The following is a 21,701-nucleotide window of genomic DNA, read 5'->3' as shown; positions in this document are numbered from 1 at the left end:
ATGTAAATTGAACTCCAGAAGAAAAATCGATATTTTGAGCTCAAAATCACAGAGGTTGCTATGCAAAAAATATTCTCACTCGCGCTACCGCTCATTATTTCTCAGCTTATCTCTATGGCTTTGGTACTGACCGATATTTGGATGATGTCGCGTATAAGTATGACATCTCTTGCAGCGGGTGGGTTGGGTGCATCAGTGTATTCGTTTGTTTTTCTTATTGCTGCGAGTACAGTGGGGTGCAGCGCTAACCTTATTGCTATTGCTTATGGACAAAGTTTATCTCGCCCAGAATTTGGCACTCAGCAAATAAAAAATGCGGTAAAAGGTGCCGTTATTCTGTCAATATTATTCACCATATTACTCTCTGTTAGTTTCTACTATGTCCCAAGTTTTTTACGTGATACCAACCAATCAGACGCGGTTATTTCAATCGCTATGCAATATTTACATACTTTAAAATGGGCAATGCTTCCAACACTTTTATTATTAGTTTTACGTGGGTTAACCAGTACTTTTGGCGACGCACGTTCGGTAATGGTCATGTCTATTGCAACGGTTTGGCTGAACGTCCCTATCAGTTATTTTCTCGCTTTTACCTTAGATTATGGAATAGCGGGTCTTGGTGCAGGGACGTCATTCGCGGCATTTATTGCCTTATTTGGTTATGGGTATTGGGTATTTAAGCGCAAAAAATACCAACGTTTTGCTCCTTGGCTATATTTGCACGACTATTCATTAAAACTCATTTTACCTTTACTGAGTATGGGCATACCGATTGCTTTAGCCAGTGTTTTAGAACACGGACTAATTTATGGAGGGACACTAATGGCAGGAATGATCAGTATTGCATCATTAGCAACACATCAGATTCTTTTGCAATGTTTAAGTTTCACTTGGAATATTAATTTTGGTTTCTCTCAAGCTGCGGCAATTTTAGTGGGTAAAGACTACGGTTCAAACAATATAGCCGGAATAAAACAAACTTGTCTTAAAAGCTTTATATTAGTTACAGCGATCAGTTTGATACTTTCCGCATTATTTATTCTTTGGCCGGAAGCTATCGCCCAATTATTCCGCTTAGAACAAAATAACCAACTCGCTAATATAGAGCTGACTGACCTACTGGTTTCATCTATCTGGGTGGTAGCTTTGTGCTTTATTGTTGATGGATGGCAATTATTAGCACTTAACTTGTTGAGAGGGATGAAAATCGTCCTTTCGCCTACCATTCTTACCGCCATAGGTTACTGGGTATTTGGTTTACCCGCGGCCTGGTGGTTAATGCAACGTTATGGTCTATCTGGTATATGGGCAGGAATTGGTGTTGGTTTGGCAATCACTGGGATTCTGCTAGTCATACAGCTATTGAGCGTTATTAGCCCTTCTGCATCAATAAAGATATTTAGAAAAAATGCTGCAACAACGCACTAATTGAATGAGGCGACCATCAAAGAGTTTGCTAGTCACCAACTTCAAATTAGCGGGATCAAATGTTGCTACTCAGCCCTGAGAACTCTTCAATAGGCGAGCGATTACGTAACGTTAAAAACTGCAAAAACTGTTGAGTAGTATGCGTAATCACTTGTGTGGCTGGCATTTCTATTTTATCAAGCATCTGACTTACTTGTTCTAACTTGCCAATATCGACACAAAAATGAGCATCGGACCCTGTTGTCACGAATGTGCCTATTTCTTTTGCTACTTTTGCAATCTGCAAACAACGGTCTACACTGCCTACCCTGCTGTGACCTTTAAGCGAACTATTATTAATTTCCACGGCAACGTTATACTGTTTAGCACACGTTAATACCTTATGAAAATCGAAGTCAAAATTAGGGTTACCTAAATGGCCTAGTGCATCAATACGGCCACTTTTTATCACGTTGATCAAGGTTTCTGTATGCGTTGCGCTATCGGACGGTGCATAAACTGGTTCGTGAAAACTCGCAATAATCCAGTCCAATTTTTCGTCTAGGGAAGGATGTATATCTAATTCACCCTTAATATTAAGAATATTGGCTTCCATGCCTCGAATAATTCCTACGTCGGATAGAAAACGTGGCAAGATTTTCTGATTAGCGAAAAACCAATAATGTGGTGCTCCTGGCATCGATTCAGCGTGGTCTGTACTACAAAAGATCTTCACACCATTCTCGTGTGCTGACTTGGCATTTTCAATTAACGTGCTATACGCATGGCCGCTAGCATACGTATGGGTATGGGTATCCACTTCAAACTTCATAAAGCCTCACTAACGATTTTTTGCTGCTATTATTTTAAAATCAAACAATTATGGACTTGCTTATTTAGCGTCCACGTTAAATAAGTCTAACAATTATTTTTCAGAACAGCAGGTTTTCTTTTACTATCCAATCTATTTGTTTTACCAAGTAGACTATTGTCGACGTACTTGAGCAGGACTACATTGATATTGTGATACAAATGCTCTACTTAGCGCTTCTTGGCTGCTGTAACAATAACGTTGAGCAACCGTTTTTACTCTGTCTCCTTTAGCTAAGTCTTGGCGGGCAAGTGATAGTCTCCATTCGCGTAAATATTGCGCTGGAGTATTACCCACACAACTTTTAAATCGTTGCATGAACTGGCTACGAGATAACCCTGCAATATCAGCTAAGTCTTCTATTTTCCAATTAAACTCTGGATTTTCATGGATAGCAACCAAGGCCTTACTCAGTTTACTATCTGCCAAACCAGCAATTAAGCCTGGGTTGTCGGCATGCTGCCGCATTACTTTTCTGAGTAAAATAATAACCAATACTTCAAATAATTTTTGCAACGTAGTAGCGCTTCCACAACGTTGGGCATGTACTTCACCCAATATCAATTGGGCCAATTCCTTTAAATTATTATCTTCATCTATAGAAAGCGTAGTTTTCCTTGGCAATGCTCTAGCCAATGGATTGGCTTCCCCCCCTAGGTTTACTAATGCGGCAATCAACAACTGCTCTTGTTCGGCCACAAAATCTAATTCTCCTAAAGAAATAGGCCAAAACTCTATACGAGTCAATTCACCGCTATTTTTATCCGACAATATAAAAAGATTGGCTCTAGTAAGATCATCGGTTACGTCTGCTTTTAGCTCAAATCGAGCAATTAGTGCTGAAAGTCTATCTAATTTTGCCATCACATCTCACTTAAAAACGGACTTATTATCATGTTATATGGACTTTATAATGACATTTTTATCGCATTCTAACAATCAAGGCGCAAACCAATCACTTAAAACGCCCTAAAACCTTATTCGAACGGTCATTTCAAGGATGTAAAATTTATGAACAAAAATATCGACTATTACTTCACTAGCCTGTCGCCATTTACCTATCTAGGGCACAATTTACTATTAGAAATAGCTGATGGAGCAAATAAAGGCATACACTTTAAACCTGTTATTTTAGGCCAAATTTTTGGAATTAATGGCACATTACCTTTGGGCGAACGTCCGCAAAATAAACAACAGTATCGATTACTTGAAATTAAACGTTGGGCAATAAAGCGTAATTTACCCATAAATTTGCAACCCGCTTATTTTCCTACGAGTCCAGCACTGGCAGATAAATGTTGTATCGCTCTACAAGAATTAAAGCTAAATGCGGGTCAATTTGTTGCCCAAGTTTTGGCTGCATGTTGGTCGCAAGAAAAAGATATTGCTGAAGAGTCTGTGTTACACGACATTTTAACTGTATTAGAACTCGATGCTGCTGCCGTGATCGCGCTGGCTAACTCAGAAAAAATCCAAGCTATATATCAAAGCAATACCGATCAAGCTCTTGCTGATGGAGTGTTAGGTGTTCCTGCTTATTATTTTAATAGTGAACAATTTTGGGGACAAGATAGGCTAGAGCTGCTAAATGACGCACTGGTATAACCTGCAGCTAAACTCGTTAAACACAGCCTCTATAAGGAAACGGTTATGGAGGATGTGTTTCGTTCTGTTCGACACGAAGACATAGCAAAAACCGTAATACATTTTCCCAACATGTGAGCTAGAACATATTAAGTTTAAATATCTTCCAAAGATGTCATTAAAAATTGATATTGATTAAATCTCTTTCTTCTTTTAAAGCGCAAAATAATTCTAGTTAATTAATGATTAGGATATTTTTATGTTGTATCTAGAGTTTTTGTTTTTGCTGGTGATGCTCTATATGGGCTCTCGTTATGGGGGTATCGGATTAGGTGTCGTATCTGGTATCGGTCTGGTTGTTGAAGTCTTCATATTTAGAATGCCACCGACTTCTCCACCTGTTACTGTAATGTTAATTATATTAGCGGTGGTAACATGTGCTTCCATATTAGAAGCGGCAGGTGGGCTTAAATACATGCTACAAGTCGCCGAAAGAATTCTTAGAAAAAACCCTAAGAACGTAACGCTTATTGCACCGTTTGTAACTTACACCATGACATTTATGTTAGGAACGGGTCACGCTGTTTACTCGATTATGCCTATCATCGGTGATGTAGCGCTAAAAAATGGGATTCGACCTGAGCGTCCTATGGCTGCCGCTTCGGTTGCTTCTCAAATAGCCATTACCGCATCCCCTATTTCTGCGGCAGTTGTATATTATCTAGCGCAAATATCTAACATTCAAGCGGATATTACGCTCGTCTCTATCCTTCTAGTTACCGTTCCTTCTACGCTAGCAGGCACATTCTTAATGTCACTTTATAGTTTGCGTCGTGGTAAAGAACTTGAAGATGATCCTGAATATCAACGTCGACTAAAAGATCCGATGTGGCGTGAAAAAATACTTAATACAACCAGCACCACACTAGATGAAACCTTGCCGACTTCTGCAAGAAATTCAGTATTAATATTTATTTCTGCCTTGTTAGTTATCGTTTTTATCGCCATGGTACCTGAAGTACGTACGGTTGTTGATGGTGGAAAACCGATCTCAATGTCAGTCATTATTCAAATGATGATGTTGGCATTCGGTGGTGTTATCTTATTAGCAACCAAAACCGATCCAAGACTCGTTCCTGAAGGCGTGGTATTTAAATCTGGTATGGTTGCAGCTATCGCTATCTTTGGTATCGCGTGGATGTCAGACACTTATTTCAAATATGCCTTGCCAGAGTTTAAAGAAGGTATTATCGGCATGGTTACGGATTACCCTTGGAGCTTTGCGTTCGCATTATTCATTGTATCAGTAGTGGTTAATTCGCAAGCAGCAACAGCTAGAATGATGCTACCTGTAGGACTAGGTTTAGGTTTAGACCCTGCCCTACTCATTGGTATTATGCCAGCAGTATATGGCTACTTCTTTATACCAAACTATCCTTCAGATATTGCAACCGTTAACTTTGATTCTTCTGGTACAACTAAAATCGGTAAATGGTACTTTAATCACTCATTTATGTCGGTTGGTCTTATTGGTGTAATTAGTGCTTGTTGTGTCGGTTATGTATTAGGACAAATCTGCATTGGCTAATACATAAGGATGCTTCTGGAGAAGAGCCAGTGTTTACATAAACTGACTTCTTGAATCGAAAACCACGCCTAGGCGTGGTTTTTTATCTCCTTCATAGACAATCTCATATAAACCTCAGCCTTATTTATTGTAATTATTACTTGAAAGTGTACACTTATTATAAATGAACAACTGTTCAAATAAGGTAATTATGAAAAATAAGATAAAGTTAGATATCGTTTCTGATGTCGTGTGTCCTTGGTGTATCGTTGGTTACAATCATCTACAAGCAGCCATTAATGAGCTAGGAATACAAGACCGAATAGAAATTGAGTGGCAACCATTCGAACTCAATCCAGATATGCCCCCAGAAGGAGAGGAACTTCGAGCGCACGTAGCAAGAAAATACGGTTCTTCAGCAGAAGATAGTGCCCGAGCAAGAGAAAACATTACTGCACAAGGTGCAAAGCATGGTTTTGAGTTTAACTATTTTGATGGTATGAAGATAGTTAACACCTTTGAGGCTCATATTTTATTAGAATACGCAAAAGAAATGAATAAACAAACCGAGTTAAAATTGCGGTTATTTAGTGCCTTTTTCACCGAAAAAAAAGACGTGTCTGACAGAGAAGTATTACTTAAAGAATTAGCGAGTATCGGCTTAAATGATACAGAAGCACGTAAACGTTTAGACGATCCTTCTTGCCAAAATGAAGTACGGACCAACCAACAGTTCTGGACACAGGCTGGTATTTCTAGTGTCCCTACTGTGGTGTTTGACCGCACAAGTGCATTATCTGGCGCCCATCCAGTTGATACTTTTAAACAAGTATTAACTGAGTTAATGCAACAAGAATAAAGCCGCTACAAAGAGAAAATACTCCATCAATATTTTCGCCTTAAACGGATTGGTCTGGTATTCTCGGTTTATCAGATCTTTCCAATAATTTAGAACGCAATTATGAACAAAATCACCATACTTGATGGGGGAATGGGACGAGAACTTAAAGCGATCGGTGCACCATTCTCACAACCACTTTGGAGTGCACAAGCTCTAATTGAATCTCCAGCTCATGTCACTCAAGTACATCAAAGCTTTATCGACTCAGGTGCTGAAATAATTATTGCCAATAGTTATGCCTGTGTCCCTTTTCATCTTGGCGAGGCACGGTTTAAAACTGAAGGAGCACACTTAGCTCGTAAGGCAGCAAAAATAGCGCAATCAGTTGCCCAGAATACTTCTGTCCAAGTTGCTGGTGCTATTCCGCCGCCATTTGGTAGCTATCGACCTGATTTGTTTGATGCCGAAGAAGCAGTAAAAATAGTCAACACGTTAATTGAAGCACAAGATCCCTACGTTGATTTGTGGCTAGTGGAAACCATTTGCAGCATTGAAGAATTTGACGTTATTTATCAGGCTTTAAATAGCAATAGTAAAGATTGTTACTATTCATTTAGCTTAGATGATTCTCACACCAAACAAGCTAATTTACGATCTGGGCAATCGGTACAGTCTGCAATTGAAAAGGTAGTAAAACAAAATAATGTCAAAGGCATTCTTTTCAATTGTTCGGTTCCTGAAGTAATGGAACAAGCAGTCGAAGTGAGTAAAATAACCATCCAAAAAGCAAAAATCGACATGCAGATAGGCGTCTACGCTAATAATTTTATGCCTATCCTAACCAACCACAAGGCAAATGGAACAATGCAACCAATGCGTGAACTCTCGCCTCAACAATATTTAGTCTATGTTGAACGTTGGTATAAAGCTGGTGCAACCATTATCGGAGGATGCTGCGGAATTGGACCTTCTCATATAAAAGCCATCGCAGAATGGAAAGCACGACACCAACTTTAAATGGTTCAATGAAACATAGCTTGACACAGTATAAATAATCTTTATAATAGCGCCCAGTAAAAAAGAAAGCCTTTTGTTTATATTCTCCATTTCGTTGTTTATCCATAATACCGCGCTCTGTAGTTTTTAAGTGTCAGTCTGTTTTTACGCTCTTACAGCCTATTAAAGGCAACATTAATTAAAATTACAGGATAATATTATGTCTAAAGTTAAAGGTACCGTTAAATGGTTCAACGAATCTAAAGGTTTTGGTTTCATCGAGCAAGAATCTGGCCCAGATGTTTTCGCACACTTCAGCGCTATCTCTGGCGACGGTTTCAAAACTCTTGCTGAAGGTCAAAAAGTTGAATTTACTATCAGCCAAGGTCAAAAAGGCCCTAACGCTGAAAATATCGTAGCTATCTAATTTCTCACGAAATTTAAGCTAACAATATTTGGAAAAAAGGTAAGCCTAATCGGTTTACCTTTTTTTATGATTACTTTTAAGCAAATTCTTTTTCTAAATACTCAACAATCTCTGATGATTCATACATCCAGATGCTTTCGCCTTCTTTTTCTATTCGTAAGCATGGTACTTTAATTACGCCACCATGAGTTAACAACTCTTCTCTATGCGTTGGATTATTCTTAGCATCTCTTAACTCGATTTGTACCGATTGACGTTTCATTGCACGCCGAACCTTTACACAAAATGGGCAAGCATCAAATTGGTACAGTGCCATTGAACTTGCTTTCTTATCGGCTTCTTGTTGAGATTCTGTATCTCTTTTAACGCCTTTGGGAGTGAATATAAAATTGAGCGTCAAAATAACTTTCCCTAACAACCAACGAATAACCTTCATAATACCTCTTTCTTTTATTGAGTAATAACTTACATTATTGTAACAGTGTTAGCCCATACACTCTAATGTTGAAGATTTGATAATAGGCTAATCGGATAATATTGATTGCTAAGCAAATAATTCTTTTCATATTGTTCAAAAATAGCAATACTCAAAACATATCTGATAAGCGAGGAGACTAAGGTGACGATTGTGGATAAATCTGGGCTAGAAAACGAGTGGTCATTGCTTCAACACCAATTTGATAATTATGAAAAATATTCTTTATTGATCAAACTATTCAGTGTTTTTATTTTCTGCGGCTTTTATTTGAGCAGTAATATGACTTTAATGACCATCGCTATTCTATGTATTTTATGGATACAAGACGCTATTTGGAAAACCTTCCAATCGAGAATTGAACCAAGATTACTCGAACTAGAGCAAGCAATAAAAAACATTGAACCAGAAAAGAGTGACTGTCTAGCTTTCCAATTTAATAGCCAATATTTGGTATCTAGACCGAGCCAATTTGGCTTAGTAAAAGAATATATTTGTCAGTCTTTGAGACCAACAATCGCTTATCCTCATGCGCTACTTGTTGTGTTAGCTCTAATATCTACTATTTGTAGTGGTACATTGAGTTAGCTAAATTAGGCGCATAATGCGCTCTAACTTAGCATATTTAGACGGTAAAATACCGCCTAAAATCAACAACTAACCGCGTCTCCAGGTGTGATATTTTTCTAACAAACGAAGAATCGTTTGTGGTGCATGATCGCGTTTCCATTCACCTGCTGCGTATTTATTTGCTTCAGCCCAAGTAGGATAACTGTGAATCGTACCTAATATTTTATTCAAACCCAGACCATGTTTCATCGCTAATACAAATTCAGCGATAAGATCCCCAGCATGCTCAGAGACAATCGTCACACCTAAAATTTTATCTTTTCCTTTCGGAGTAATCACTTTAATAAAACCTTCGGTCGCACTTTCAGTAATCGCTCTGTCTAGCTCTTTAAAATCAAAGCGAGTAATTTCGTAATCAATTCCCTTCTCTTTTGCTTCATGTTCATTAATACCAACTCGAGCAACTTCGGGATCGATAAAAGTCGTCCATGGAATCACTCGATAATCCACTTTAAACTTCTTAAACTGACCAAATAAAGCATTTACAGCGGCATACCAACCTTGGTGTGCTGCAACATGGGTAAATTGATACGGACCGACAATATCACCAGCAGCAAAAATATTCGGATGCAAAGTCTCTAGATATTCATTTGTCACAATTGTTCGGTTGGTTTCAATACCAAGATCTTCAAGACCATAGCCTTCTAAGCGAGCACTACGCCCCACCGCACAAAGTAACTGATCGTATTCCAATTCTATTTCTTGATCATTGTGCTTCACGACAATAAATTTTTTACCTTCCTTTAATTCACAACGAAGCGCTTGGTGAGACGTTAGAATATTCACCCCACTTTTTTGTAACGCTTTGGTGGCAAATTCAGACACTTCTAGATCTTCTCTAATCATTATGCGATCTGCCATCTCAACTTGAGTGACTTTCGAACCGAGTCGAGCAAAAGACTGCGCCAGTTCTGAACCAATCGGGCCGCCGCCCAATACAACCAATTTTTCTGGTGCCTGGTCAAGTTTAGCGAACTCACTCCAAAGTGTATCACTGGTTACATAGCCTGTTTTTTCTATACCCGGTAAAGGTGGAACAAATGGACGAGCACCTGTAGCAATAACGATACTACGTGCCGTTAGACGAGTCGTAGAGCCATTTTCATAGCTAATTTCGACGGTCCAAGGGTCAATTAATTTACCGTAACCTTTAAGGACTTCAACACCAAGATCGGTATAACGCTCAACACTATCGTGCGGTGCAACTTCAGCGATTACATCATGAACACGTTGCATCACTTTTTTGAATGAAAACGGTACGACTGTCCCTTCTAGACCATAATTGTGAGCGTTCTTCATCTGATAAGCAATTTTGGCACTTTTGATTATCGCTTTACTTGGAACGCAACCGTAATTTAAGCAATCACCGCCCATTTCTCCTGCTTCAATCAACGTTACTTTAGCTTTTACTGCTGCTGCAATATAACTGGTTACTAGACCACCTGCACCACCACCAATCACAATTAAATTACGATCAAAACTACGTGGTTTTTTCCAATTTTTACCTAATCCGTCTTTATTCATTTGTACTACCATTTTCATTGTGAATGGAACAATTCGTTCGCTTAACTTGCATACAATAGGAGACAGGTGTTTTTAGAAATTAATTTCAGCTAATTGACGATTTATTTTTAATAGTCAGTAATCTTGGTCAAGCACCATTCTTCAATCAGTATTGTCGAGCGAAGTAGAAGCAGGTTCCATCTTGCTTACTATCAGTTCAAGATTAGCAACGTAACTAGAGCTACGGAAAAAGCTACCTTACCCACGTAACAAGTAACGTTGTGAATAGTGTATGATTCACAACATTTAACATTGGCACAAAGCAGATAAAACTACGGCTTGAGCTTGAGGACTTTGTCGATATCTTCAGCAGAATGGCGTTCAGTCACTTTTTCCCACTCTTCGCCAAACGGTTTATTTATTATTCGTCCTCTTTGAACTGGTTCACGAGCATCCAACATTTTCGCCCAACGAACAACGTTAGTATAAGATTCAACCTGTAAAAATTCAGCCGCATCGTAAAGTCTACCTAGTACTAAGTTGCCATACCATGGCCAAATAGCCATATCAGCAATGGTGTACTCTTCGCCAGCAATAAAAGTGTTGTTAGCAAGCTGCTTATCCAGTACATCTAATTGACGTTTTGCTTCCATAGCGAAACGATTAATTGGATACTCTTGTTTCTCGTCGGCATACGCATAAAAATGCCCAAAACCACCACCTAAAAATGGTGCAGAACCTTGCGCCCAAAATAACCAGTTAAATGTCTGAGTTCGCGCCAAGCCTTCTTTAGGTAAAAAAGCAGCAAATTTCTCGGCAAGGTGGACAAGAATAGAAGCCGACTCAAATACGTTAACGTCTTCTTCGCCAGATTTATCAACTAACGCTGGAATTTTAGAATTGGGATTGACGCCAACAAAGCCTGATGAAAACTGATCCGATTCGCCGATATTGATTAAAAACGCATCATATTCGGCTTCTTTTATTCCTAACGCCAATAATTCTTCGAGTAATATTGTCACCTTTTGACCATTTGGTGTCCCTAGAGAGTATAGCTGTAAAGAATGGTCGCCAACTGGCAAGCTTTTTTCGAATCTGGCACCCGACTCTGGGCTGTTGATATTTGCCCATTTGTTACCGCCATTAGTATCATTCACCCAAATTTTAGGGGGGGTATATCCATTCATCGCTATGTACCTCTGTTTGTTTAGGATTGTAAATATAAAATCATGAACAGTCGTTCAATATTGAAAGTAGCGCTTTCTGTACAGTTATTCAAGTTTTATCAGGTCGCTTTTCATCAACATAGTTTCTTTCTCTCTCAAAAAACCAGATACGAACAAACTATTTACTAAATAGCCTACAGTTGATTCAAGCGAACTGACAGAGGATAATCCTATTGTTGAATAAATCCGTGAGCATCTTCGCCAATAAATGTTATTTTTGCTTAAAAACTTTATTGATTTAACATCAAAGTTAATCACTTATTAGAATGGTCACTACAAGACGTTTTATTAGAAATCGACAGCTACTAAGATAGACAGTTATTAAAATGGAGCTATAAAATGCCACAAACCGATATAAAGTTTATCGCCGCCGATATGGATGGCACTTTACTTGACCAACAAGGGAAATTGCCTGCAGAATTTTTCGATATTTATCATCAATTAGCAGAAAAGGATATATTATTTTGTGCCGCGTCAGGGCGTCAATATTTCAGTCTAATGCACACTTTCTCTCCAATCAAAAATGACATCATATTTATTGCAGAAAATGGTGCGCTAGTGATGTATCAAGATAAAGAACTTTATAGCCATACTATTGATAAACCAGCGATTAAAGCAATTATTGCTAAAGCTCGTTTGATTGATGGTGCACACATTGTATTATCTGGAAAAAATTCAGCTTATATTGAAACCAAGTCTAACCAAGCTATTGAAGAGATCAAAAAATATTATCATCGCTATAAACAAGTTACCGACCTACTGGATGTAGAGGACGATATTATTAAAGTAGCTATTTGTCATTTCGATGGTTCAGAGCGCCACATTCATCCGTCGATTAACGCAGAATTTGGTCATAGTCATAAAGTGGTTATTAGTGCAAAGATATGGCTAGATATCATGCATTCGGCGACTTCAAAAGGGGCAGCAATTAAACACTTGCAAAAAACATTAGGCTTTAGCTATAAGCAAACCATGAGTTTTGGTGACTATTTCAATGATGTAGAAATGCTCCAAGCAAGCTTTCATTCCTACGCGATGGAAAACGCTCATGAAGGGGTAAAGGTTCACGCTAACCATATCGCCCCAAGCAACAAAGATTTAGGTGTACTAAAAGTAATTAGCCAACATTTAGCCACTGTTGAGTAATTTCTGACTAGGTTTTTCTCAACAAAGACGAGTATAAAATCTAGGGTACTCGTCAATACGCTCAAGACTTCCATGACTAGAGATATCGGAACTAAGAAATAGTTTTAAGTAAGTTCTCTACATTCTGCTTGGATAATGGTTTAGAGAAATAATATCCTTGTGCATAGTGGCATTCGAGTTTCTGCAGTAGAATTTTTTGTTCCTCCTCTTCCACACCTTCGGCTAAAATCTCTACATCCAATACCTTGCTAAGTTTGATGATTTTTTTGATAAACTCTCTATCAACGTCGGTATTACAAATATTTTTTACCAACGATCTATCTAGCTTAAGTTTATCTAAGGATTGATGGAATTCACGTATCATATTTAGTGATGAATAACCGGCTCCAAAATCATCAATGGCGATACTAATACCAAGTTGTTTAACCTTAATAATATTCTTGTTTAACACGTCCATATTTTTAGCCGACGCGGTTTCAGTAATTTCTAGCTCGATCAAATCTGTTGGGCATTGCGTCTGCTCAATAACTTCAATAAGTCGATTAATAAAGGTGGTCATTTCTAAAGTTTTAAATGAAATATTTATAGCAACTTTAGGGGCGTATATATTGTGCTTGTTCCATGAAACAATCTGTGAGCAGACTTGATTTAATACCCACAAATCGAAATCAAAGTGCAAGCCTATTTCTTCTGCTATACCCACAAATACGTCGGGCGTGACATTACCTAATGTCGCGTGATGCCAACGAGACAATGCTTCTAAACCGATAAGTTTACCAGAGCTAATTTCGTATTGTGGTTGATAAAAGACAGTGATGATATTTTGTTCTATCGCACTGGGTAACGCATCAATAATCAACTTATGAGACAGAATATCGCCTGATGTTTTGGAGGTTGAGAAATGGTATCTCGAAGTGCTGTATTTTTTGGCTTGTAACATAGCCGTTTCAGCTGCAATTTCAATTGCATGAAAGCTATTATACTCAACACTAGGCTGACTTACTCCAATACTATATGACTTATTAATTTCTAACCCATTATCCAACTTTAGTGGTTTATCGGATAATTTGCATAAATTTTCACACAACAATTCTGTGTAAGTATGAAAACTATCAGAATATAAACCTTGCTTATTTTCTATCAAGATACCGAATTTTGCATTGTTAAAACGAGCAACAACCGTGCTGTCACCGAGCAGTTTTTTTAACGTTCGTCCTAAGACGAGTAGATAATTATCACCAGCATCGAAACCATAACGAAAATTGATGGTCGAAAAATTATCTACGTTAAAAAATATCAGTACAAAAGTATTTTTAATATTTTCAGGATGCGCTAAAAGGCATTTTGCCCTAGAAGAAATAGCCCAACCATTGGGTAATCCTGAAATGGGATCAACAGATTTGTTATCTAACACTCTAAAGCAGATTCTAACTACTCCAGTTAAACTGTCAGAATTAATCTGTTGGCAATGAATTTTCACAGGTAATGCGTAGTGGTAAATATTGCTTAATTTAGCGGGTAGAATCATCCCATCAACTTGCGAACTCACAAGGGAGATAAGCTGGTGTAGCGTGTAATTACACTCAGTTAAACTCAGATAAGTTTCAAGCGAAGAATCGACAATATCATGATGTGAATAACCAAACAGTTCGGTAAAAACTGAGTTGCAGGAGATTATAATACCTTTATTATCCACCATTAGAACTGGTAACATTTGATTTTCAAACTCGTTCATTGATACCTTCTGGTTTTTGCAATAACTAATCGACAGATCTCCCAATATCAATCATCTCAATTACAGAGTAAACTGGAGATAAAGTACAATATATAACCCATCTCAATTCATTTTTAATAACAATGAATTAGTACAAATTATAGCGCAAATGAGACAATAGATAATAGTTATCTGTATAAAATATTATTTTTGAGAACACCTATCACAATAAAAGAACAAACTTATGAAACGAACCAATCAAAAAACCAAAGTCAACTGGCGTCATCTAGGTGAAGCGCCAGATTATCGATTTTCTCTCGCAAATGAACGAACCTATTTAGCTTGGATACGAACCGCCCTTGCCCTACTTGCTGGTGCAATAGGCATCGACCAGTTAACACCTGACCTTGCAAACCCTGAAATCCGAATACTGTTATCCACGTTTCTTTGTTTATGCTCTGGGTTACTAGCCATATTGGCTTACAAAAGATGGTCACTCAACGAGAAAGCAATGAGAAATAAACAACCGCTTCCCTATACTAGCTTTCTCAAGGTTATCAGTGCTGTTTTGTTATTTTTAACTCTTGCCATTATTTTCACTATTTCCATATGAATAACAGTGAACGAGATCCTGGCCTACAACCAGAAAGAACCTCAATGTCGTGGATGCGTACCCACTTTCTATCATTAGGAATAGGGGCCTTGATGATTAGAATTGGAGGGAGCAACGATAGTTTAGTGGTACAATTAAACGGTGGCGTACTACTATTAGCAACATTATTTGCTATTTATTACAGTCGACGACGTTTTAAGCAAACATTAGACTTAAATCATGCGGTCAAAAATAAAGATATAGACACAAAACGGATTCTAGCTTTCACTATTGCATTATGCGCTCTCACTTGCGCTGTAGAATCAATCGTTCGCTATTGGGCATTACTAACTCTGTAGATTTAATCTGCTAATCACGTTATTATGAACGTTCGTTCACGCCTTTGGATAGGTAATATTATGAGTAAACAGACCAAATTCGACCGAGAAGACGTTATAGATAAAGCCACCAATCTATATTGGGAAAAAGGCTTTCATGGGACGTCTATGCGCAACCTCCAAGAAGTCGTCGATTTGCGTCCTGGCAGTATATACGCTAGCTTTGGCAGCAAAGAAAATTTATTTAAAGAAGCGCTTAACCATTATGCTGATTTAAGCGGTTCTCAATTGAAAAAATACCTAGCAGAAACCAATTCGCCTCTTGGAGCGCTCAAAATTTTTATCACCAATATTGTTGTCAATAGTCAAGATACCGCACCAAGTGGTATGTGTATGTTAGTAAAAACTATTGCTGAATTGACAGATGAACATCAAGAATTAGTCGATATAGCAAAAGAAAAATTAGCCGGTGTGGAAAAAGCGTTTACCCGTATAATTGAACAAGCAGTTGAACAAGGTGAGTTAGATTCATCTTGTCAACCAGATAAAATCGCTCGTCATTTACAAGTACAGATCATCGGATTAAGAACTTATATAAGAGCGAACAAAGACAAGCAGATAGGCAAAGAAATGATTGATGAATTATTCTCTAACCTGCCGCTCAATTCAGCAAAAAAGACTTAAGAAAATATCCCGTTCATAGCGACTACAACCTCTCGCTCTATTCCCAAATAGCCGTTTAGAAAATAATAAAGCTAGAATCAAATTCTAGCTTTATTATTGTTACAGAAGATATCACACAGACGTGTTAAATTTCTGCACAACCCCATTCAGGATAATGCTTACGAACGTAGGCATTTAGGTCTCGTTCTGCTTGACTATAGAGGCGTTTATCATCATCAGATTCAGTGCCTACCGTATCAATCATGCCCGCACCAACCGTTACATTACTGTGACGGTCTATAATAATAAATGCCCCTGTTTGAGGAAGCTCTTTATATTTATCGACCACCACCGAATCCGTTAAACTGACTTGGGTAACGGCTATCTCATTCAAATCAACGGCTTCACTATTTTCAGCATGTTGCTGCAAAGTATTCACATCAACTTTATAGTCGATATTGGTCACTTTGCCGATACATGATTTAGTCGCAAATTTAAAAATAAATTCTTTGTGCGTTCGAAGTGGCGTCTCACTCATCCATACTACATGGCTAGAAATCGCTTTAGTTACAACCGGTTCATGGCCTTTATGAACTAACATGTCTCCACGTGAAACATCAATTTCGTCTTCTAGTGTCACCGTGATAGCATGTCCCGGTAGCGCTAAGTCCAATTCACCGTCATAGGTATAAATAGATTTAACTCGAGAGGATTTACCAGAAGGAAGTGCCGTAATATCATCACCAACTTCGATAATACCTGACGCCAACGTACCACAAAATCCTCTGAAATTTAGATTAGGTCGGTTTACGTATTGGACAGGGAAACGCATGTGTTCTAGATCTCTATCTTGATCTATTTTTACCGTTTCTAGAAGTTTCATCAAAGTCGCGCCTGGATACCAATCCATTTGCGTACTAGGAGTCACGACGTTATCACCTTTTAAAGCAGAAATAGGTACAAAGCGAATATCATCAATATTAAAGTCTTTAGCCATTTCTCGGTAGGCAGTTTTAATTTGCTGATATGTTTTTTGGCTATAGTCGACTAAGTCCATCTTATTAATAGCTACAATGATGTGCTTAATACCCAACAAACTACAAATATAACTGTGACGACGTGTTTGCGTTTGGATACCATAGCGAGCATCTACCATTACAATGGCTAGCTCACAAGTAGAAGCTCCTGTTGCCATGTTACGTGTGTACTGCTCATGCCCTGGCGTATCGGCAATAATAAACTTACGCTTTTCAGTTGAAAAATAGCGATAAGCTACATCGATGGTAATACCTTGCTCACGTTCAGATTGCAACCCATCAACCAACAATGCTAAATCAAAATCTTCATCAGTAGTATTGAATTTTTGCGAATCTTTCTCAATCGCAGCCATTTGATCTTCATAAATCAACTTACTATCAAATAGTAAGCGTCCTATCAGAGTAGATTTACCATCATCAACATTACCGCAAGTTAAAAAACGCAGTAGATCCTTATTTTCGTGAACCTTTAGATAGGCTTCTATATCTTCAGCAATCAATTCTGAACTATGAGACATATAATTTCCTTTAAGAAGTACCTTTAGCGCAATAGACAATCATCTTTTTCGCACCAGTCACTTCATCCTATAATCATGTGTATAACTAAAAAATATCAACAATATTGTGCAATACCAGCAGTAAATAACGTTGATTTTCTGTATTTAACTTCACTAGTCGTGTTTAACTTAACGAGCTATATATAACCTAACGAGACTAATTGAGCGGCAACTTCTTTCGCACACTCATCGACTGAACGACCAGCGGTTTCAAGGTGAATTTCGGCATTGAGTGGCGCTTCATACGTTGAATCAATACCAGTGAAATTTTTAATTTCACCTGCACGCGCTTTCTTGTATAAGCCTTTGGGATCACGCTGTTCACAGATCTCAATTGGTGTATCAATAAATACTTCTAAAAACTGTTGCTCGGCAAATAATGCTCGCACTTGCTCTCTGTCACTAATAAAAGGCGAGATAAAGGCAGTTAATACAATAGAGCCAGAATCAACAAATAACTTTGCTACTTCACCAATTCGACGAATATTTTCAATCCGGTCTTCATCGCTAAAGGCTAAATCTTTGTTAAGACCGTGTCGAACGTTGTCGCCATCAAGTAAGTAAGAATGCTTACCCATGCTTAACAACTTACTCTCCACCGCATTAGCAATAGTTGACTTACCCGATCCACTCAAACCTGTGAACCAAAGCACCACTGGCTTTTGGCCCTTTAGTTGAGCGCGATCTTCACTAGTCACTGTGCTGTTATGCCACACCACATCATCACTAACTGAATCATTCTCTTTTAGGATATAAGGTGAGCTCATTTAGAAATAGCCTTCTCGTTTTTTCTTCTCCATCGATCCTGAACTATCATGATCAATCGCGCGCCCTTGGCGTTCCGAGGTGGTAGTTAATAGCATTTCTTGGATAATTTCTGGCAGTGTGGTTGCTTCAGATTCCACCGCACCTGTTAATGGATAACAGCCTAAAGTGCGGAAGCGAACCATTTTCTCTTGCACAACTTCACCTTCTTTAAGTTCCATACGTTCATCATCTTTCATGATAAGCATGCCGTCGCGCTCAACTACAGGACGTGACTTCGATAGGTAAAGTGATGGAATTTCTATATCTTCAAGGTAAATATATTGCCAGATATCAAGCTCTGTCCAATTGGACAACGGGAATACTCGGATACTTTCACCCTTGTTTACTTTGCCATTAAATATGTTCCACAGCTCTGGACGTTGATTTTTCGGGTCCCAACGATGATGCTCATCACGAAATGAATAAACACGTTCTTTTGCGCGAGATTTTTCTTCATCACGTCTTGCGCCACCAAATGCGGCATCGAATCCATGTTTATCTAAAGCTTGTTTCAGCCCTTGCGTCTTCATGATATCTGTATGCTTTGAGCTACCATGCACAAAAGGACTAATATTCATAGCAAGTCCTTCTGGATTCTGATGGACAATCAACTTCATACCGATTTTTTCAGCCATATAATCGCGAAATTGAATCATTTCCTTAAATTTCCACGTTGTATCAACATGCATTAAAGGAAAGGGTGGCACGCCTGGCGCAAATGCTTTTTTGGCTAAATGCAGCATAACAGAAGAATCTTTACCTACAGAATATAGCATTACTGGGTTATCAAATTCTGCCGCAACTTCACGCATAATATGGATAGATTCAGCTTCTAACTGCTTAAGATGAGTCATCCTTTCTGAAGAAATGTTCATTCTTTTCCTTTTATTTTCTTACTTTCGTAAAAATACAATTTTTTACGTTATTGTTTGTATTGATGAGTATCTAGCGTAATTATTCACAATAACGATTATCTCACAACCAATATTTTATCTAATGCCTAAATGAATTAAAAAATCTTAAATTCTCTAACTATTAGGTGCTAAAGAATTGGCCTGTTATATACATTTACGCTAATAGAGCCTGATAATATCACCAATCGAATTAAATACGTCATTTTGGAATGTTCTATCATATAATAGCATCGCATAACATAGAAACAGGAGAAGTTAATCATTAATGAGAAATGGAAAATAAGTGTTTAAAACAAGGTTTTTAACTAAAGAAGAAACGTTTCAACCCGAGAAAAATCAACATTCAGTGACAACATTATAAATGACTATTGGAATAAGAAATGACGTATGGTTTAAGTAATAACGATATAATGTAAAGGAGAAATAACTCACACAGGCAAGTATTTATAAAACTTATGCCCTGACCCATGTGAGAAAAAAGCTAACAGAGTATCTACTCTTTAGCATAATTTTGAGGGTACAAAGCACGTCTCGCTGCATCATCATTTGGTACTTTGAATTCAATATCGTTAGCAATATCTCTCGCTCGTTGTGCTGCAGGACGACTGTCTATGCTATCAAACCAACGTTTTAAGTTAGGGTAAGGAGCTAACCCTTCTTCACCTAAAACCACATTAGCCTTATCGACCCAACCCCATGCTGATACATCCGCTATCGTATAATCATTACCGACAATATATTCACGATCGGCTAAATGCTTGTCTAAAACTTCATAGTGACGTTGAGCTTCGCGAAGATAACGGTTAATCGCGTACGGTACTTTTTCTGGAGCAGCATGGCGGAAATGAACACATTGGCCAGAAAATGGTCCCAAGCCAGAAGCGATAAACATCATCCAAGAAAGTAATTCAGAACGGTCAGCTTGATCACCTGCTAATTTACCCGTTTTGTCTGCAAGATAGAGCAAAATGGCATTTGAATCAAAAACACGCACACCATCATCTTCAATTGCTGGTGTTTTACCGTTAGGGTTAATCTTCAAATATTCAGGGCTATGCTGCTCCCCTTTAGCGGTATCAACGGCAACAAGCTCATAAGGCAAACCTGTTTCTTCTAAATACAATGCTACTTTTGATGGGTTCGGCGTTCGGTGGTAGTAAAAGGTGATCATAATGCGCTCCTTGATTAATGACGACTTACATTCAAGCACTAGATGAACGATTGTTCAACTAATATTTAGTTGTTTTTTGCAACTAAAATCCAATCAAGAAGGAAGAATGATGAGATGGAGTAATAAGGAGCATTATACAGAGCAGCTTTCTTAGCCACTCTGAACATACTATTTTAAATCACAAACCAGTAGTGCTGCTATACAGGATAATCTTCGAAACCTAGAGCTTCAGAAATATTTTTACCCGCTTGGTGTAATAAAGCGACATAGTTGGACAAGTTATTTTCATCAAAACGAATGGTAGGAAATGAAATAGAAACGGCTGCAATTACATTACCAAATCGGTCATAAATTGGCGCAGCAAAGCAACGCAATCCTGGTTCTTGTTCTTCATTATCTTCGCCGTAATGTTGTGCTCGGACAATTTTCAATTCATCGATTAATTGCTCAACATTTTCTAGCGTATTTTCGGTACTTTTTACAAATTCAACATCAATAAACTCATTACGCACAAACGCTTCATCGCGCTCAGCCAACAAAACTTTACCTATTGCCGTTGTATGCAGAGGGTTCCGACGCCCTACGCGAGAATGCATCCGCAAACTGTAACTAGAGTCAATCTTATGTATATAAACAATCGAGCCATGATCTAATGTTCCCAAGTGAATGGTTTCATTGGTTTTTTCAGACAGGTGACGCATCTCTTTTTCTGCCAAAGAAACCAGATCAACGTACTCTAACGACTTAGAGCCAAGCTCAAACATCTTCAATGTAAGAGAATATTTATCTGCTTCACCTTGTTGTGATACGTAACCAAGCGTTTTCATTGTCTGTAAAAAACGGTACGTGGTCGATTTTGACATCATCAAACGTTGAGATAAATCGGAAACACCCACCTCTTTCTGGTCACCCAACGCTTGGAGTATGCTGAATACTTTTAAAACTGAAGAAACCGCTTCTGGTTGCGTTGACTTTTCCATCTTTTTCCTTTGTTTATGTAATATTTTGACACAGTTGGCAAAAATATCATTTAGCAGTATTTATGAAAAGCCTTTTCAATAAAAAAGAACCCTAATCGGATTTAGTTCACATTTTTCAACTCGAACTATTTATTTTTAAAATGATGTTTCAAAAATAATTGCAACATCTACTATTTTATCTTATCGTAAGCAAAAGCTCAGTGAACCACACTCAAAAACGTTCAAGATTAAAAAATGTTCACGATTAGAAAT

Annotated in this window: 22 protein-coding genes; 11 read left to right on the top strand and 11 right to left on the bottom strand. The window is 38.1% G+C overall.

Features of this window, described 5'->3' with window-relative positions; all coding sequences use genetic code 11:
* The first annotated feature begins 60 nt into the window (after positions 1 to 60).
* On the top strand, positions 61 to 1,431 hold the full coding sequence (locus tag R3X26_RS04870) for an MATE family efflux transporter (RefSeq protein ID WP_317716085.1): 1,371 nt from the start codon (positions 61 to 63) through the stop codon (positions 1,429 to 1,431).
* Positions 1,432 to 1,486: 55 nt separating this feature from the next.
* Here R3X26_RS04870 and R3X26_RS04865 read toward each other — a convergent pair whose 3' ends face one another.
* Both R3X26_RS04865 and R3X26_RS04860 read right to left on the bottom strand, forming a co-directional pair.
* Positions 1,487 to 2,242 (bottom strand): phosphatase, encoded by a 756-nt coding sequence (locus tag R3X26_RS04865; RefSeq protein ID WP_317716084.1) that lies wholly within the window; start codon positions 2,240 to 2,242, stop codon positions 1,487 to 1,489.
* 153 nt (positions 2,243 to 2,395) lie between these two features.
* Positions 2,396 to 3,145 (bottom strand): AraC family transcriptional regulator, encoded by a 750-nt coding sequence (locus R3X26_RS04860; RefSeq protein ID WP_317716083.1) that lies wholly within the window; start codon positions 3,143 to 3,145, stop codon positions 2,396 to 2,398.
* Between the two features lie 147 nt (positions 3,146 to 3,292).
* Here R3X26_RS04860 and R3X26_RS04855 point away from each other — a divergent pair, with 147 nt between their 5' ends.
* From R3X26_RS04855 to R3X26_RS04835, 5 genes are all read left to right on the top strand, one after another.
* Positions 3,293 to 3,886 carry a 2-hydroxychromene-2-carboxylate isomerase gene (locus tag R3X26_RS04855; RefSeq protein ID WP_317716082.1) on the top strand — a complete coding sequence of 198 codons (594 nt, stop codon included), beginning with the start codon at positions 3,293 to 3,295 and terminating at the stop codon, positions 3,884 to 3,886.
* A gap of 238 nt (positions 3,887 to 4,124) precedes the next feature.
* The gene (locus R3X26_RS04850; protein ID WP_317716081.1) at positions 4,125 to 5,453 is read left to right on the top strand and encodes an anaerobic C4-dicarboxylate transporter; all 1,329 of its coding nucleotides are present in this window, start codon (positions 4,125 to 4,127) and stop codon (positions 5,451 to 5,453) included.
* Between the two features lie 190 nt (positions 5,454 to 5,643).
* Positions 5,644 to 6,291, top strand: coding sequence for a DsbA family oxidoreductase (locus tag R3X26_RS04845; RefSeq protein ID WP_317716080.1), 648 nt, complete (start codon positions 5,644 to 5,646; stop codon positions 6,289 to 6,291).
* Between the two features lie 102 nt (positions 6,292 to 6,393).
* A complete protein-coding gene (locus tag R3X26_RS04840; protein WP_317716079.1) occupies positions 6,394 to 7,290 on the top strand; it encodes a homocysteine S-methyltransferase family protein in 897 nt (298 codons plus the stop codon).
* Between the two features lie 199 nt (positions 7,291 to 7,489).
* Positions 7,490 to 7,696: a cold-shock protein gene (locus R3X26_RS04835; RefSeq protein WP_411572393.1), complete on the top strand. Its 207-nt coding sequence runs from the start codon at positions 7,490 to 7,492 to the stop codon at positions 7,694 to 7,696.
* A gap of 76 nt (positions 7,697 to 7,772) precedes the next feature.
* Here the strand turns inward: R3X26_RS04835 and R3X26_RS04830 are convergent, their stop codons facing one another.
* A complete protein-coding gene (locus tag R3X26_RS04830; protein WP_317716078.1) occupies positions 7,773 to 8,132 on the bottom strand; it encodes a glutaredoxin in 360 nt (119 codons plus the stop codon).
* A 192-nt stretch (positions 8,133 to 8,324) separates the two neighbouring features.
* Here R3X26_RS04830 and R3X26_RS04825 point away from each other — a divergent pair, with 192 nt between their 5' ends.
* On the top strand, positions 8,325 to 8,759 hold the full coding sequence (locus R3X26_RS04825) for a hypothetical protein (RefSeq protein ID WP_317716077.1): 435 nt from the start codon (positions 8,325 to 8,327) through the stop codon (positions 8,757 to 8,759).
* A gap of 69 nt (positions 8,760 to 8,828) precedes the next feature.
* On the opposite strand, the gene R3X26_RS04820 is transcribed toward R3X26_RS04825, so the two are convergent.
* Both R3X26_RS04820 and yghU read right to left on the bottom strand, forming a co-directional pair.
* A complete protein-coding gene (locus R3X26_RS04820) occupies positions 8,829 to 10,325 on the bottom strand; it encodes a dihydrolipoyl dehydrogenase family protein (RefSeq protein ID WP_317716076.1) in 1,497 nt (498 codons plus the stop codon).
* A 311-nt stretch (positions 10,326 to 10,636) separates the two neighbouring features.
* Positions 10,637 to 11,491 (bottom strand): glutathione-dependent disulfide-bond oxidoreductase, encoded by an 855-nt coding sequence (gene yghU, locus R3X26_RS04815; RefSeq protein WP_317716075.1) that lies wholly within the window; start codon positions 11,489 to 11,491, stop codon positions 10,637 to 10,639.
* Between the two features lie 378 nt (positions 11,492 to 11,869).
* Here yghU and R3X26_RS04810 point away from each other — a divergent pair, with 378 nt between their 5' ends.
* Complete coding sequence (locus R3X26_RS04810) at positions 11,870 to 12,676, top strand: HAD family hydrolase (protein WP_317716074.1); 807 nt, start codon at positions 11,870 to 11,872, stop codon at positions 12,674 to 12,676.
* A 91-nt stretch (positions 12,677 to 12,767) separates the two neighbouring features.
* Here R3X26_RS04810 and R3X26_RS04805 read toward each other — a convergent pair whose 3' ends face one another.
* Positions 12,768 to 14,411, bottom strand: a complete 1,644-nt coding sequence (locus tag R3X26_RS04805) for an EAL domain-containing protein (protein WP_317716073.1) — start codon at positions 14,409 to 14,411, stop codon at positions 12,768 to 12,770.
* Between the two features lie 223 nt (positions 14,412 to 14,634).
* Between R3X26_RS04805 and R3X26_RS04800 the strand changes: the two genes are divergently transcribed.
* From R3X26_RS04800 to R3X26_RS04790, 3 genes are read left to right on the top strand one after another with little or no spacing between them, the layout of a single operon-like run.
* Positions 14,635 to 15,003, top strand: coding sequence for a YidH family protein (locus R3X26_RS04800; protein WP_317716072.1), 369 nt, complete (start codon positions 14,635 to 14,637; stop codon positions 15,001 to 15,003).
* Complete coding sequence (locus R3X26_RS04795) at positions 15,000 to 15,341, top strand: DUF202 domain-containing protein (protein WP_317716071.1); 342 nt, start codon at positions 15,000 to 15,002, stop codon at positions 15,339 to 15,341. Before R3X26_RS04800 ends, R3X26_RS04795 begins: the two co-directional genes overlap by 4 nt.
* A 60-nt stretch (positions 15,342 to 15,401) precedes the next feature.
* Entirely contained in the window at positions 15,402 to 16,004 is a 603-nt protein-coding gene (locus R3X26_RS04790; protein ID WP_317716070.1) for a TetR/AcrR family transcriptional regulator, read from the top strand.
* 124 nt (positions 16,005 to 16,128) lie between these two features.
* Here the strand turns inward: R3X26_RS04790 and cysN are convergent, their stop codons facing one another.
* The 5 genes from cysN to kdgR form a co-directional block, all read right to left on the bottom strand.
* Positions 16,129 to 17,538, bottom strand: a complete 1,410-nt coding sequence (gene cysN / locus R3X26_RS04785; RefSeq protein ID WP_317716069.1) for a sulfate adenylyltransferase subunit CysN — start codon at positions 17,536 to 17,538, stop codon at positions 16,129 to 16,131.
* 176 nt (positions 17,539 to 17,714) lie between these two features.
* Complete coding sequence (cysC, locus tag R3X26_RS04780; RefSeq protein WP_317716068.1) at positions 17,715 to 18,344, bottom strand: adenylyl-sulfate kinase; 630 nt, start codon at positions 18,342 to 18,344, stop codon at positions 17,715 to 17,717.
* Positions 18,345 to 19,259 carry a sulfate adenylyltransferase subunit CysD gene (gene cysD, locus R3X26_RS04775; RefSeq protein WP_411572392.1) on the bottom strand — a complete coding sequence of 305 codons (915 nt, stop codon included), beginning with the start codon at positions 19,257 to 19,259 and terminating at the stop codon, positions 18,345 to 18,347.
* Between the two features lie 532 nt (positions 19,260 to 19,791).
* The gene (locus R3X26_RS04770) at positions 19,792 to 20,469 is read right to left on the bottom strand and encodes a glutathione S-transferase family protein (RefSeq protein WP_317716067.1); all 678 of its coding nucleotides are present in this window, start codon (positions 20,467 to 20,469) and stop codon (positions 19,792 to 19,794) included.
* 197 nt (positions 20,470 to 20,666) lie between these two features.
* Complete coding sequence (gene kdgR, locus R3X26_RS04765) at positions 20,667 to 21,449, bottom strand: DNA-binding transcriptional regulator KdgR (protein WP_317716066.1); 783 nt, start codon at positions 21,447 to 21,449, stop codon at positions 20,667 to 20,669.
* Positions 21,450 to 21,701 lie beyond the last annotated feature (252 nt).

The sequence above is a fragment of the Vibrio sp. TH_r3 genome (assembly GCF_033101115.1).
Lineage (GTDB): Bacteria > Pseudomonadota > Gammaproteobacteria > Enterobacterales > Vibrionaceae > Vibrio.
Note: the sequence above shows the minus strand (reverse complement) of the source record. Positions and strands in the feature narration are given on the sequence as shown.